The 12989-nt window shown below is 65.6% G+C and carries 16 protein-coding genes; 4 read left to right on the top strand and 12 right to left on the bottom strand.

The features are described 5' to 3' along the window. Nucleotides 1-49 precede the first annotated feature (49 nt). Nucleotides 50-367 (bottom strand): TetR/AcrR family transcriptional regulator, encoded by a 318-nt coding sequence (locus IP83_RS20690; protein ID WP_054123010.1) that lies wholly within the window; start codon nucleotides 365-367, stop codon nucleotides 50-52. A 542-nt stretch (nucleotides 368-909) separates the two neighbouring features. Next, nucleotides 910-2301, bottom strand: a complete 1392-nt coding sequence (gene rimO / locus IP83_RS14910; protein ID WP_054123009.1) for a 30S ribosomal protein S12 methylthiotransferase RimO — start codon at nucleotides 2299-2301, stop codon at nucleotides 910-912. A gap of 56 nt (nucleotides 2302-2357) precedes the next feature. On the opposite strand from rimO, the gene IP83_RS14905 reads away from it, so the two are divergent. Together IP83_RS14905 and IP83_RS14900 are read left to right on the top strand one after the other, a co-directional pair. Beyond that, a complete protein-coding gene (locus IP83_RS14905; protein WP_054123008.1) occupies nucleotides 2358-2858 on the top strand; it encodes a hypothetical protein in 501 nt (166 codons plus the stop codon). Between the two features lie 16 nt (nucleotides 2859-2874). After that, complete coding sequence (locus IP83_RS14900) at nucleotides 2875-3237, top strand: hypothetical protein (RefSeq protein WP_082364730.1); 363 nt, start codon at nucleotides 2875-2877, stop codon at nucleotides 3235-3237. Here IP83_RS14900 and IP83_RS14895 read toward each other — a convergent pair. The 6 genes from IP83_RS14895 to IP83_RS14870 all read right to left on the bottom strand — a co-directional run bounded on the left by IP83_RS14895 (nucleotide 3227) and on the right by IP83_RS14870 (nucleotide 7688). Continuing rightward, nucleotides 3227-3751 carry a murein hydrolase activator EnvC gene (locus IP83_RS14895; protein WP_054123006.1) on the bottom strand — a complete coding sequence of 175 codons (525 nt, stop codon included), beginning with the start codon at nucleotides 3749-3751 and terminating at the stop codon, nucleotides 3227-3229. The genes IP83_RS14900 and IP83_RS14895 overlap by 11 nt on opposite strands. After that, nucleotides 3751-5028, bottom strand: coding sequence for a serine--tRNA ligase (gene serS / locus IP83_RS14890; RefSeq protein ID WP_054123005.1), 1278 nt, complete (start codon nucleotides 5026-5028; stop codon nucleotides 3751-3753). Before serS ends, IP83_RS14895 begins: the two co-directional genes overlap by 1 nt. 40 nt (nucleotides 5029-5068) lie before the next feature. After that, nucleotides 5069-5248: a DUF2892 domain-containing protein gene (locus tag IP83_RS14885; protein ID WP_054123004.1), complete on the bottom strand. Its 180-nt coding sequence runs from the start codon at nucleotides 5246-5248 to the stop codon at nucleotides 5069-5071. A gap of 204 nt (nucleotides 5249-5452) precedes the next feature. Further along, nucleotides 5453-5971, bottom strand: coding sequence for a nuclear transport factor 2 family protein (locus IP83_RS14880; RefSeq protein WP_156309736.1), 519 nt, complete (start codon nucleotides 5969-5971; stop codon nucleotides 5453-5455). Beyond that, nucleotides 5968-6369, bottom strand: a complete 402-nt coding sequence (locus tag IP83_RS14875; RefSeq protein ID WP_054123002.1) for a putative quinol monooxygenase — start codon at nucleotides 6367-6369, stop codon at nucleotides 5968-5970. The genes IP83_RS14880 and IP83_RS14875 overlap by 4 nt, the downstream gene beginning before the upstream one ends. Beyond that, the gene (locus IP83_RS14870; protein ID WP_054123001.1) at nucleotides 6366-7688 is read right to left on the bottom strand and encodes a cytochrome P450; all 1323 of its coding nucleotides are present in this window, start codon (nucleotides 7686-7688) and stop codon (nucleotides 6366-6368) included. Before IP83_RS14870 ends, IP83_RS14875 begins: the two co-directional genes overlap by 4 nt. 128 nt (nucleotides 7689-7816) lie before the next feature. On the opposite strand from IP83_RS14870, the gene IP83_RS14865 reads away from it, so the two are divergent. Both IP83_RS14865 and IP83_RS14860 read left to right on the top strand, forming a co-directional pair. After that, entirely contained in the window at nucleotides 7817-8404 is a 588-nt protein-coding gene (locus IP83_RS14865; RefSeq protein WP_054123027.1) for a carboxymuconolactone decarboxylase family protein, read from the top strand. Beyond that, nucleotides 8401-9675, top strand: coding sequence for a cytochrome P450 (locus tag IP83_RS14860; protein ID WP_054123000.1), 1275 nt, complete (start codon nucleotides 8401-8403; stop codon nucleotides 9673-9675). Before IP83_RS14865 ends, IP83_RS14860 begins: the two co-directional genes overlap by 4 nt. A gap of 150 nt (nucleotides 9676-9825) precedes the next feature. On the opposite strand, the gene IP83_RS14855 is transcribed toward IP83_RS14860, so the two are convergent. The 4 genes from IP83_RS14855 to IP83_RS14840 are packed head-to-tail and all read right to left on the bottom strand — an operon-like array spanning nucleotide 9826 to nucleotide 12899. Then, nucleotides 9826-11712, bottom strand: coding sequence for a PQQ-binding-like beta-propeller repeat protein (locus IP83_RS14855; RefSeq protein WP_054122999.1), 1887 nt, complete (start codon nucleotides 11710-11712; stop codon nucleotides 9826-9828). Nucleotides 11713-11726: 14 nt separating this feature from the next. Continuing rightward, nucleotides 11727-12023 (bottom strand): putative quinol monooxygenase, encoded by a 297-nt coding sequence (locus IP83_RS14850; protein ID WP_054122998.1) that lies wholly within the window; start codon nucleotides 12021-12023, stop codon nucleotides 11727-11729. A 4-nt stretch (nucleotides 12024-12027) separates the two neighbouring features. Beyond that, nucleotides 12028-12324 carry a putative quinol monooxygenase gene (locus tag IP83_RS14845; RefSeq protein WP_054122997.1) on the bottom strand — a complete coding sequence of 99 codons (297 nt, stop codon included), beginning with the start codon at nucleotides 12322-12324 and terminating at the stop codon, nucleotides 12028-12030. Between the two features lie 17 nt (nucleotides 12325-12341). Continuing rightward, on the bottom strand, nucleotides 12342-12899 hold the full coding sequence (locus IP83_RS14840; protein WP_054122996.1) for a nuclear transport factor 2 family protein: 558 nt from the start codon (nucleotides 12897-12899) through the stop codon (nucleotides 12342-12344). Between the last annotated feature and the right edge of the window lie 90 nt (nucleotides 12900-12989).

Here is a 12989-nt window from a genome sequence, read left to right as displayed (position 1 = left end):
CCGGAATACACCATCGCCTACACCGGAAATTACACCACGAGCGCGGACGCTAGCTGGCTTCGCGCCACGGCATCCCGTTGAGGATTTGATCGATGCAGGGCCCCAATACGTCCTTCCAGTGCCCTGACCTCCGCCGGGTGAGAGCAACTAGGATCGCCTGCTTGTTTGCGAAGTACTTGTAGAGCGTTGCGATGTTGACGCCAGCGACTTCGGCGATGTGATTTGTTGTGAGGGCCTCGTATCCCCTCGCTTCAAGTACCTCGGCAGCGGCGTCGATGATCCGATCGACTGTGGACTTGCCCTTTCGGCCCACCGGGGCATTTCGTAGGTCGCCATCTGCTCCATGCATCATTTGGTCTTTCGCCATAAATTTATGCAAACCGGCAATGCACACCAACCAGTCTCCGCCCAAGAGAAGGCCGACTGCGGGCAAGATTGCCGTGCGAAACGGTATCGTGCAACCGGATTGTTGCGAGCTGGTGGTTTCACTTGCGCCTTGACGCTCTAGTCTGGACATAGGTCTGCTCGACCCGCGTAAAATGCAGGACTACGGTGACAGCACAGGGTAGCAGTGACAGGTGCAACAACCCCCAGAAGCGCGGGATGCAAGGGCAATGGCCCTTGCCCGCCGGAGGCTCTTCTCTTCCACCGCCTGAAACCCCTCCATCATCAGCTGCGCCGATGCCACCTCCCCATTTGTGCTCCGCAAAAATGGGGAGGACCGCAGGCAATAAATAACAGACGCGTCTGTTATTTATAAAGCGCTGTCCTACAGGCAGGCACCTGCGGTATGTTCTGCAAATGTTCGCGTCAGTACCCCGGATTTCCCACGATTTCGCCGCCTCCGCGCAAGGCCGGAAGGGCTCCGCCGGGGCGGCTGAGTTTTCGCTCTGGACTGTGTCAACCGTGTCAACTTGCTGGCGTGATCACCCCGAAGAGGTCATGCGCGTCGGCGTCCTCGACCAGCACCTCAGCGAAGTCTCCCGCCTTCAGGTCCACCGGCACGTTGCGCAGGTAGACGGCGCCGTCGATCTCGGGCGCGTCGGCCTGGCTGCGGGCGGTGGCGCCAATGTCGCCGTCTTCGTCGGGTTCGCCCACTTCGTCGATGATCACGCGGACGGTGCGGCCCACTTTGGCGGCGAGCTTGGCGGCGCTGATGGCTTCGGTCTTCGCCATGATCCGGGCGTAGCGTTCTTCCTTGACCTCTTCCGGCACGGGGTCGGGCAGGTCGTTGGCGGCGGCGCCGGCGACGGGTTCGAAGCGGAAGGCGCCGACGCGGTCGAGCTGGGCTTCGTCGAGCCAGTCGAGGAGGTACTGGAAATCGGCCTCGGTCTCGCCGGGGAAGCCGACGACGAAGCTGGAGCGGACGGCGATGTCCGGGCAGATTTCGCGCCAGGCTTTCAGGCGCTCGAGCACCTTGGCCTCGTTGGCGGGGCGCTTCATGGCGCGCAGCACATTGGGGCTGGCGTGCTGGAACGGGATGTCGAGGTAGGGGGTGAGCAACCCTTCGGCCATCAGCGGGATGACGGCATCGACGTGGGGATAGGGGTAGACGTAATGGAGGCGCACCCACGGCGTGTGGCCGTCAGGCGTGCGCAGCTGGCCGAGTTCGCGGGCGAGGTCGGTCATATGGGTGCGGACCTCACGTCCTTTCCACTGCCGCGTTTCGTGGCGGACGTCCACGCCGTAGGCCGAGGTGTCCTGGCTGATGACGAGGAGTTCGCGGGTGCCGGCGGCGACCAGCTTTTCGGCCTCGCGCAGCACCGCATCGATGCGGCGGCTGGCGAGTTTGCCGCGCAGGCTCGGGATGATGCAGAAGGCGCAGGCGTGGTTGCAGCCTTCGGAAATCTTGAGGTAGCTGTAGTGCCGCGGGGTGAGCTTCACGTCGCCCGGATCGGCCTGCGGGATGAGGTCCACGTAGGGGCTGATCGAGGGCGGCGCGGCTTCGTGGACGGCCTCGACCACGGCTTCGTACTGGTGCGCGCCCGTCACGGCGAGGACGCTGGGGAACTTGGCGCGGATCACTTCGGCTTCGTTGCCCATGCACCCCGTCACGATCACGCGGCCGTTCTCGGCGATGGCTTCACCGATCGCGGCAAGGCTTTCCTCCTTGGCGCTGTCGAGAAACCCGCAGGTGTTGACGAGGACCACGTCGGCCCCGGCATAGTTCGCGCTCATGGCATAGCCATCGGCGCGCAGGCGGGTGAGGATGCGCTCGCTGTCGACGAGCGCCTTGGGGCAGCCGAGGCTGACCATGCCGACTTTGGGGGCGTCCGGAAGAATGATGGGTGTCGTGGCCATGGCGGGGGCGCTTACACGCAATTGGCCGGGCCGTCACCACGCGCTATGGGGCGGGCATGATCATTCGCATCACCAAGGGCAGCGGCGAGGACCATATCGCCATTGAGCGCTCGGATGGCACGCGGGTGGAGACGCGGTTTCCGTGGAAGGGGCCGGTGCCGCATGACGCGGTCCACGTGATCGTGGAGCGCGAGCTTGGTCTTGTGCGCGGGTTCTGGGGACTGGTGGCAGAAGGTCGGCACCCTCAGGAAATCCAGGCGCTGGCCAAGGCTGGCGGGCATGCCAGTGCGAGCCGCGCGGATGTGCCCGATGCGGGAATCATCGAACTGCTGCAGGCCGAACGGCTGGTCGAATGCTATGAGGCGCTTCTGTGGGGCGGCGGCGGGACGCTCGCGGATGTGCTGGCGATGGCGGGGCCCTCTTGCGCTTCAAGCCATGTGGTGTGCCCGATCATCAGTGCGGTACAGCACGACGCGATTGTCGACGCCGTTGCGGCGCTGGCCGTGGAGTGGCGCGTGGCACCGCGGGGCCATGTGCGGGAATGGGCTTGGCCATGATGGAAAGGTGTTTGGCATGGGTCCGGTGAACTGGCTGGCGGTGATCGTGGCGGCACTCGCGGCGCTGGCGTTTGGCGCGGGTGCTCAGGGCGCAGCGGCGCGGCGGCCTGCGCAGCTGGTGCTGGCAGGCGCGCTGCTGCTGCTGACGGCGGCGATGATGGGGCACATGTTCGCCCGGGTCGGCGCGGCGACGCTTGACGTGAAGCCGTGGCTCTACTTCATGATGTCCGGTGGGCTGGCGCTGGCCTTCGTCGCGCCTGCGCTGGCGATCGGGGAGGCGCGGGCCGGGGCATCGGCGGGGACGGTGATCCGCGGCGCGGCGTTCTGGATCGCCAGCTACCTGCTGATGGGCGTGGTGTTCTGGGCGTTTAAAGCCTGATTGGCAGATAGAGCGCCGGGTTTCGCGGGGACGTTCCCTTGCGGAGCTCGAAGTGGAGGCCGGGGCGCTTCGCCTCCCCGCTCTTGCCGATGCGGGCGATGACCTGACGGGCCTTCACGCTCTGGCCCTCCTTGACGAGGACCTTGCCGAGGTAGGCATAGGCCGTCACCCAGCCGCCGGTATGCTCGATCACGATCAGCTGGCCGAAGCGTTCGGGTTCCTTGCCGGCGAACACGACTTTGCCGGGGGCGGCGGTGTGGACGGTCATCCCGGCGAAGGCGGCGAGATCGATGCCGTTGTTCGGGAGGCCCTTGACCGGCGCACCGAACTTCGCGGTCACGGCACCGGACGTCGGCCAAGTGAGCCGGGGTGCGCCGGCTTCGCGCTTTTCCGACGGTTTGACCACCGGTGGCAGAGCGCGGTGCTTGGGTGGGAGCAGGTTCTCCGGCGCGGCATGCGCGGCAAGCCCTGCAGGCAGGAGCAGCGCCGCAATCGCCAGCCGGAGGGCCTGCATCAGCCGAGCGGGGTAAGGCGGGTCACGCCGCCCATCCAGGGCTTGAGGACTTCGGGCACCTCTACCGTGCCGTCGCCCTGCTGGTAGTTCTCCAGCACCGCGACGAGCGTGCGGCCGACGGCAAGGCCGGAGCCATTGAGCGTGTGAACGAACTCGGTGCCCTTCGCGCCTTCCGGGCGGTACCGCGCATTCATGCGGCGGGCCTGGAAATCGCCGCAGTTGGAGCAGGAGCTGATCTCGCGGAACGCGTTCTGCCCGGGAAGCCAGACCTCGAGATCGTAGGTCTTGCGCGCGGTGAAGCCCATGTCGCCCGAGCAGAGCAGCATCTTGCGATAGGGCAGGCCGAGCGCCTGCAGGATCGATTCCGCCGCCGTGGTCATGCGCTCGTGCTCGGCGTCCGAATCCTCGGGCCGGGTGATCGAGACGAGCTCGACCTTCTCGAACTGGTGCTGGCGGATGAACCCGCGCGTATCGCGCCCGGCGGCGCCGGCTTCGGAGCGGAAGCAGGGTGTAAGCGCGGTCATGCGCAAGGGTAGCGCGCTATCGGGCAGGATCTGGCCGAGCACCGAGTTGGTGAGGCTGACTTCGGCGGTGGGGATGAGCCAGCGGCCATCGGTCGTCTTGAACAGGTCTTCGGCAAACTTGGGCAGCTGGCCGGTGCCGAAGGCGGCTTCGTCCTTCACCAAGAGCGGCGGCATGCATTCGGTGTAGCCGTTCTCGGCGGTCTGGCGATCGAGCATGAACTGCGCGAGCGCGCGGTGGAGGCGGGCCATCGCACCGCGCAGGAAGGTGAAGCGCGCGCCGGCGATGAGCGCGCCGGTCTCGAAATCGAGGCCGAGCGGCGGGCCGAGATCGGCATGTTCGAGCGGCTGGAAATCGAAGCTGCGGGGCGTGCCCCAGCGGCTCACTTCGACGTTGCCCGCCTCGTCCTCGCCTTCGGGGACATCCTCTGCGGGGAGGTTGGGGAGTGCGGACAGAGCGTCGTGGATTTTCTCGTTCAGCGACGCGATCTCAACATCACCTTGCGGAAGGTTTGTTTTCAGCGATTCAAGCTCAGCGATAAGGTCAGTTGGCGGGTTCTCGCCCTTCTTCTTGAACTCACCAAACTGCCTTGAAAGCGCATTCCTCCGTGCAAGTCCTTCCTGCTGCGCAGTTAGCGCGTTGCGTCTGGCGGTGTCGAGCGCGAGGATGGCCGCCGACTGCGGGGCGACGCCGCGGCGAGCGAGGGCGGTGTCGAACCCGGCGGGGTTCTCGCGGATCAGGCGGATATCGTGCATGGCCTGCGCGCTATGCCGCCTGAGGCGCGCCGGGGCAAGCTCAGGTGTGCAGGCCAAGCACGCTGTACAGCGGGCAGGTGCCGGCAAAGGCTGTCACGATCGGTACGACAGCGATCAGCGCGATCAGCGGATGGCCGGCGATCAGGCTGAACACGATCAGCATGGCGGCGATGGCAAGGCGGATGACACGGTCTGCTTCGCCGATATTGGACTTGAACATGATGGGACCCCCGGTTGCGGTTGACGGGGAGAGGTATGCACGGCGGCGCATGGGCGCACATTGATGTGGGTCAAGTGTGGAAGAGACGGACCGCCCCCAACTCTCGTCATCCCCGCGAAGGCGGGGATCCAGGGCGATTTAGAGCTGTGGCCGCTCTGGATCCCCGCCTTCGCGGGGATGACGAAATGTGGAAGCGGGGTGGGGCTACAGTACCCGGTATCTCGGATGCCCGCCCTGCAGGATCTCGAGGATCGGCAGCGGGAAGGCCGCATCGGGATCGAATACCGGCTGGTTCGGGATCGGGTGCGACCAGTCGAGCACGTAGTCGCGCCGGGCGATGCGCCACTCGCCTGCGCGCTTTTCGAAGCTGTCGAGGTAGCGGCCGCCGTACATCGTGCCGGCGTAGGTGCCGTCCTCGCCTTGGCGGGCGCCTGCGGTGAGACCGTAGGTTTCGACGTCGGCGTGGGCACTATCGATCAGGCGGATCGCGGGCGGGCCGCTGAGGTGCCAGCGGCGGGCGCTGGCGCGTTCGATGACCATGACGACAGGGACGAAATCTGCCGCCAGGCCCTTGAAAAAGCCATAATCGATCGCCGCATCGGGCCAGTAGCAGCTTGCGTGCCCTACCTCGTCCAGCCAGTCGAGCGTGCGCGAGTAGCGGGCGAGGACGTCGGTGATGGCGTCCTTCGCCAGCAGGTCTTCTAGGCTGGCGGCGGCGGTCATGCGCGGGCGGTCCACCACGCCGGGATGGTGAGCGGGAAGCGCTCCTGCGCGGTCTTGAGGTCGGCGTCGGCATCGGCGGGCAGCGGCGTGTCGACCGTGGACGGAAGGCCGCCGCCGGCGCCCTTGACCGGATCGACGTACTCGAGCCGGATGTCCTCCAGCACGGCGGCGAAATCGTGGCCTTCGTGGTGGGGGGACATCTGGTGGCGATAGAAGGCCACCTTGTCGTCGAACGAGAGCAGGCAATAATAGAGGTTCGGCGCCTCACCCTTCCAGTATTCGTAGCGCTTCACGCCGGTCTCGGTGCTCCAGGTCTGGTGGATCATGTCGGCCATGATCTCTTCCCACTGGGCTTCCGAGCCGGGCTTGATCCGGATGTGCGCAAGAAGTGTGGTCATGCCGTGGTCTCCCGAGAAAACGTGCAGTGAAGGGCGAGCGTGCCGAGCATGATGCCCGGCTGGTGGAGGAAGGTGTTGCCGGGGGCGTAATCGAGCGCGGCGAGGCGGTCGCAGAGACGGTTCCACGCGATGGTCTGCTCGAGTCGCGAGAGGCCGGTGCCTGGGCAGACGCGCGGACCGGCCGAGAAGGCGAGGTGGCGCGTGACAGCGGCGCGATCGAGCTTCAGCTCCAGCGGGTCCTCGAACTCGTCCGGGTCGATATTGGCGGCTCCCCAGCGCAGATGGAGGGTGGAACCGGCGGGAACGTGGATGCCCTGGAACACTTCGCCCTGCGAGGTGATGCGGGTGGACAGGCCCTGCGTGGGCGAACGCAGGCGCATGCCTTCCTCGGTGAAGGGGCGGATAAGGCTGCGGTCGGCCTTGAGCTTGGCGAAGAGGCCGGGGCGCTCGATCAGGAGCTGGGCCTGTTCGACGAGCGCATACTGGGTGGTTTCGAGGCCGCCGATGACCATCGCGTAGACGATGCCGTCGATCTCATCGTCGGTGAGCTTGCGGTCCAAGGCTTCGTAGTGGACCTGCGTGAGGAAGCTGATCATGTCCTCGCCCGGGTTGGCGCGGCGGCGGCGGACGTGATCGCGGACATAGTCCGAGAACCCGGCGAGGAGGCGGAATTTCTCAGCGGTCTGTTCAGGTGTCAGGATATTGTTGTGCCCGCAGCCGTGGACATAGGACATGACCTGTGCGTTGCCCCAGATCTCGAGGTCCTTGACGTCCTCTAGCGGGAAGCCGAGCACGTCGGCCATCGTGCGCTGGGGCAGAGGCCGCGCGAAATCGGCGACGAAATCGAACTTTTCGCCCGCGATCCACTGGTCGATCAGGGTGTCGACATGGCTGGTGATCATCGCCTCGTGCCGCTTGGCGCCGGGGCCGACCCACGGGTCGGTCAATTGCTGGCGATGCGCGCGCCAGAGTTCGGGATTGGGGCGCAGGGTAGCGATCGATTTCACCATCGCATCGATGTCGGGCATCGCGCGGACCGAAGCGGGATCGGCCTTGCGGGCTTCGAGCAGGAGCGAGAGCGTGGGGGGATAGCGTTCCCAGTCGCGCACGACGCGGGCGATGTCTTCGTACTTTGAAAGGACGAAGGCGTCACGATCGGGCGTCAGGCCCTCGCCGGGCAGGCGCAGGACCGGGGCTTCAGCGTGGAGGATGGCATAGGCCTCGTACCAGTGCTCGGCCGCGCCCGAACCGAACAGGTCGACATCCGCCAGCGCATGCGGGCAGCGCATGGCACTGAGCTCGTGATTGACTTGGCGCATGGCCCTCTCCCCCGGCTCTATTCAATTCGCCAGTTGTTGCGAGGCCGATGGTGCATGACCAATGCTCAGGCTGCCATGCTCACTTTTGCCAAGACCATAATCTGGCAGCGGCAATGGGAGATCACGTCATGACCCGCGTCGCCAAGATTGCGCCCGAGGACTGGGACCCGCGCCTGCGCGCGGCGCTGAAGCCGGAAGACCGCACCGAGATCGAGCAGGGCATGATCCGCTTTCTGGCGCATTGCCCCGAACAGGTGCTGGGGATGATGCAGTTCGCTGGCGCGCTGAAGGTGCACCGCCAGCTGCCGGAAAAGCTGGTCGAGCTGGTCCGCCTGCGCATCGCGTTCTTCAACCAGTGCCGCAGCTGCATGGCGATCCGCTATACCGACGCGCTGGAGGACGGCGTGACCGAGGACCTCGTCTGCTCGCTGGAGCGGCCCCAGGAGGCCGAGAACCTGACGCCGGCGGAGAAGGCGGCGATCCGCTACGGAGAGGCTTTCGCGACCGACCATCTGCGTATCGACGAGAAAATGTACGCCGATCTGCGCCAGCATTTCCGCGAGTCCGAAATCGTCGAGCTGGGCATGACCTGCGCCTTCTTCGTGGGCTTCGGGCGGTTGGCGGCGACGCTGCATATGGTCGAGGAACTGCCAGACGCGTTCAGGCGCGAGGGCGTGGTCGCGCCGTGGGGCGAAGAACGGGTGGTCGTGCGATGAGCGATGGTGGTGATGAGCTGGGCATCAACCTGTTCGACCCGGAGGTCCAGCAGTGTCCTTATGATGCTTATCGTCGCTTGCGGGATCAGGCCCCGGCCTATCGCCAGCCGGGGACGAACATCTATGTGGTGACGCGCTACGAGGACGTGCGGCGCGTGCTGCTCGATGCCGAAACCTTTCCGAGCAGCCCCAAGACCGCCGGATTGCAGACGCTTTCGGCCAATGTCGAGCGACAGAAGAAGGTGGTGGCGCGCTTCAAGGAGCGTGGGTGGTTGCCAGAACCGACGCTGAGCGGGCGCGACGATCCCAATCACAAGCAGATGCGCGCGATGTTCAACGAGGCGTTCAAGCCGAGCCGGATCAAGGAAATCGATCCGCTGGTGGAGACCCTTGCTTACGAGCTGATCGACGGGTTCGTGGCCGATGGGCGCTGCGAATGGGTCAGCCAGTTCTGCGTGCCGCTGCCGCTCTACATCATCGGCGAGCAGATGGGCGCGAAGCGCGAGGACATGTGGACTATCAAGCGGTGGACCGACGCCTTCTTCAAGCGCATCTCGATGATGCTGCCCGAGGAAGACGAGATCGAGATGGTCGACCGCGAGATCGAGGCGCAGCACTATTTCCAGCCGATCTTCGAGCGTCTGCGGGCTAACCCGGACGACTCGCTGATCAGCGTGCTGGTCAACACGGTCATCGAGGGCTGGGGCCGTCCGCTTAACGACAACGAGCTCCACGCCGAGATGATGGCGGATACGTTTGTCGGGGGCAGCGAGACCACGACCAATGCGCTGGCGGCGGGGATGAAGCTGCTGATCGAGAACAAGGACGTCTGGCACAAGCTGAAGTCCGACCCCGAGCGCTATATGAAGACGTTCGTCGAGGAAGTGGTGCGCCTCGAATCGCCGGTGCAGAGCCTGATGCGGTTCTGCGCCAAGGATACCGAGCTCGAAGGCACGGTGATCCCCAAGGGCGCGCTGGTGAACGTGCGCTTTGCGGCGGCGAACCGCGACGAACGCGTGTTCGAATGCCCGGAGAAGCTCGATCTCGATCGACCCAAGGCGGGTTCGCACATGGGTTTCGGGTCAGGCACCCACCATTGCCTTGGCGCACCGCTGGCGCGGCGGGAGCTTACGTGGGGCTTTCAGGCGGTGGTCGACCGGTTCGAGGACATGCACTTTGCCGACGGGAAGAACGATTTCTCGGTCCACCCGCACTTCCTGCTGCGCAGCCTGAAGGCGCTGCATATCGAGTTCGAGGCGAAGCGGGGGTAGTCTCCGAGCGCGCCTGCCACCCACACCGCTCACCCTGAGCTTGTCGAAGGGTGCTGGCGCAACCCTCGCGGTTGATGCTTCGACAAGCTCAGCATGAGCGGTTTGTGGGTGTGGCGAATGGCTTGAGATGGCGAGGGGCAGTCGCCCCCCCTACTTCGCCACCTCGAACACCATCAGCGCGTTGCCGGGGGCGTGGCTGTACATGCCGTAGCCGGAATTTACGAAGACCTTGCCCTTCCATACCGCCGCTCCGGGGCCGCTCATCGAGCCGCCCTTGGCTGTCTGGCCGCCGAGCGCGGGCATCGGCTGGGTGGTATCGTACTGCCACAGGATCGCGCCCGTATCGGCATCGTAGGCGCGCAGCATGCCGTCGAGGTGGCCGCCGAAGACCACGCCGGGAATGCTGGTGACGGCCGCCGAAATGCCCGGATCGCAGAACTTGCGCCCGTTGCACTTGTCCTCCGCCTTGGCCTGCCAAACGATGTTGCCGGTTTTGGCGTCGAGTGCGTGGAGCCCGGCGCCGCGAATGGCGGGATCGTAGAGGCGCGCATCGCCGGTATCGGCCATGTCGTTGATCGGCACGAAGACGCGGCTTCCCTCGGCGCTCATGCCGAAGTGGACGCCGCCCTGCGTGCCGCCGTGGCCAAGCCGGGTCATCCACCTGACCTTGCCGGTCTCGGGATCAAGGCCCCAGGCCTGACCGGATTTCTGGCCGATCACGAGCATCTTGGCGCCGGTCCCGGTATCGATGAGCAGCGGCGAGGCGGCGACATCGTAGTCCGGCCCGCCTTCCTTGGGGCAGGAACCGAGGCCCATCATGCAGCCTACGTTCCATGCATCACCCAGCGTCAACTGGGTGCTCCAGAGGCGTTTGCCGGTGGTGGCATCGACAGCGAAGACCGCGTCCGAACCGTCATCGGCGGGGGTCGAGTAGTTCTCGCCCGAGCCGAAGTAGACGCGGTTCGTGGCGGCGTCATAGGACGGGCTGTTCCACACGGGCGCGCCGGAGGGGCCGAGGATCGGGGTACCGTCCGAGGTCTTGCCCTGCGGAACGGGCACGCCTGCGGTGTAGGCACGCCACTTTTCCGCGCCGGTGGCGGGATCGACCGCGACGACCGAGCCGCGGAAGGTGCAGCAGGGATAGGCCGGATTGCCCGCCTGCACGACCTCGAGCGAGGAGACCGGGACATAGAGCAGTCCGCCGCCCAAGGTGGGTGTGCCGGTGATCGTGGCATCGGCGTGATCGCTCATCCGCTGCGCCCACACTTCCTTGCCGTTCATGGCATCGAGCACGTGGACCTTGCCGAGCAGGTCGCCGAAATAGAGCCGCTTGGTCGCAGCTTCTGCGACGATCGCGGTGCGGACTTCGGCGCTGAGGCGCGTCGTCCACTTGGTGCAGCCGGTGTCCGGATCGAAGGCGTAGATCGTGCCGTCCTGGCTGCCGACGAAGAGCGTGCCCCAAGCCACGGTGGGCTGCGATCGGATGTGCGTCGCCGCCGGATAGGCGAAGGCCCACTTGAGCTTCAGTTTGGGCACGTCTGCCTTGGCTAGCCCGGCAACGTTTGCGGGCACAAAGCGGCGGTTGTCATGGCCCCAGCCAATATCGGCAGGCACGTCGGTCATGTCGAACTTCGCGGCCGCGCCCTTGCAGCGCGGCGGCGGGGCTGGGCGCTGGTAGGAGGCATAGGGCGTGCGGGTTAGGTATTCGGCGACCTGGATCTTCTCGGCCGGCGAGAGGGCGGCGGCCTGCTGGCGCATTACGCCGTTTGTCAGCGCGGAGACGATGGCATCAGGCGCCAGCATTGCGAGGAAATTGGGCGAGGGCGCCTTCGGCACGCCGCCGAGGTGGCACATCGCGCAGTGCTGCTCGAACAGCGGGCGGCCGGGGGCGGTTTCCGGGTTGATCACGGGGCCGGCGCGGGAATTCATGTCCTCGGTGGACTTGATCCGCGTGGGGGTGGCCGCGTGCAATCCCGCAGCCAGCGCCAGCGCGGCAAAGCCGGAAAGGATGGCAAGGCGACCGGTCTTGAGCAGCATCGTGTGGGGCCTTTTCAGTCGAGCGAGCGGTAGAAGGCGATTTTCATGTCCTCGGCGAGGCACGCGAGGATCGGCGGCACGAGCCGGTCATGGAAATCGATGTGCATGTGCGTTTCGAAAGCGGCGTCGTCCTTGAAGGTGGCGACGCACTGGAACAGGTCCGGGTCTTCCTCGGACTGGAACAGTTCGTAGACGACGGCGCCGGGCTCGTTCGCGAAGACGAGCTTCTTCAGCTCGGTCTGCAGCGCGATCAGCTCGCCGCGCTTTTCGGGCTTGGTGCGCAGCTGGGCGATGAAGCTCTTGGCCGTCATTTTCTCAGGCCCCCGCCTCGAGATCGAAGAGCAGTTCGCGCGTGTAGGAGCCGTCCATGCAGGCGATCATCCGCTCGATCAGGGGCTGGTTGTGGGGATATGCCACGTGTGCCTTGTCCGCTTCCTCGTCGGTGAAGCGTTCGTAGACCGCGAACATGCCCGGTTCGGCAAGCCGGTAGAACTGATAGGCCAGCGTGCCCGGCTCGGAGGGAGCAAGCGCCTCCATCTCTTGGGCGAGCGCGATAAACTCGGCTTCCTTGTCGGCGCGGATGCGGAAACGGGAGAGGAAGGAAAAGGCCATCTTGCAGGGTCTTTCGGCTAGCGCTTGTGCGCTTGTTCGTAGGCGATCCAGCTGGGCAGCTGCTCAGGGTAGTCTGCCAGTTTCGGCTCGGCATAGGCGTGGTTGCGGTCGGGCCGGGCGAGGATGTTCGGATAGGCCTCGACAGGCACGTAGTAGAGGAAGCCGATGACGCGTTCGGCGAACTTCCAGCCCTTGGCGGTCTTGCGGTAGCGGTCGTCGTAGCGGATCGCGGCGACCATCATCCGGCCGTGGCGCATCAGTTCGGCGTGGCCGGCGACGCGGCCGGTGGCGGTGTCGTCGTCGACGAAGTCGATCTGGATATCGTGCATCACGTGATGGCCGGGGCCGAGCACAGCGAAGCGGCCGTCGAATTGCGCCATGATCGCGTCCGGGCCGACGGCGTGCATCACCCCGTCGTGCGAACGCAGCACGGCGTCGTCTGCGAAGAGCGCGCGCACTGCATCGATATTGCGGTCATCGATGTCGAAGCTGTAGCGCGCGACGAGCTGGCGGATCTGCGATTCAGCTTCCAGCCGCGCGATGCGCGCTTCCAGATCCGGTCCCGGATGGGCCATTCGGCTATGCTTTCTCTCCCGCAGGTCGCGTTGCGCGTCCCGTCCTTGCCGCGCATGATAGCCCGGCGCCACCTGAAAACAATCATGAAT

The organism is Novosphingobium sp. AAP93, from assembly GCF_001296055.1.
Taxonomy (GTDB): domain Bacteria; phylum Pseudomonadota; class Alphaproteobacteria; order Sphingomonadales; family Sphingomonadaceae; genus Novosphingobium.
Note: the sequence above shows the minus strand (reverse complement) of the source record. Positions and strands in the feature narration are given on the sequence as shown.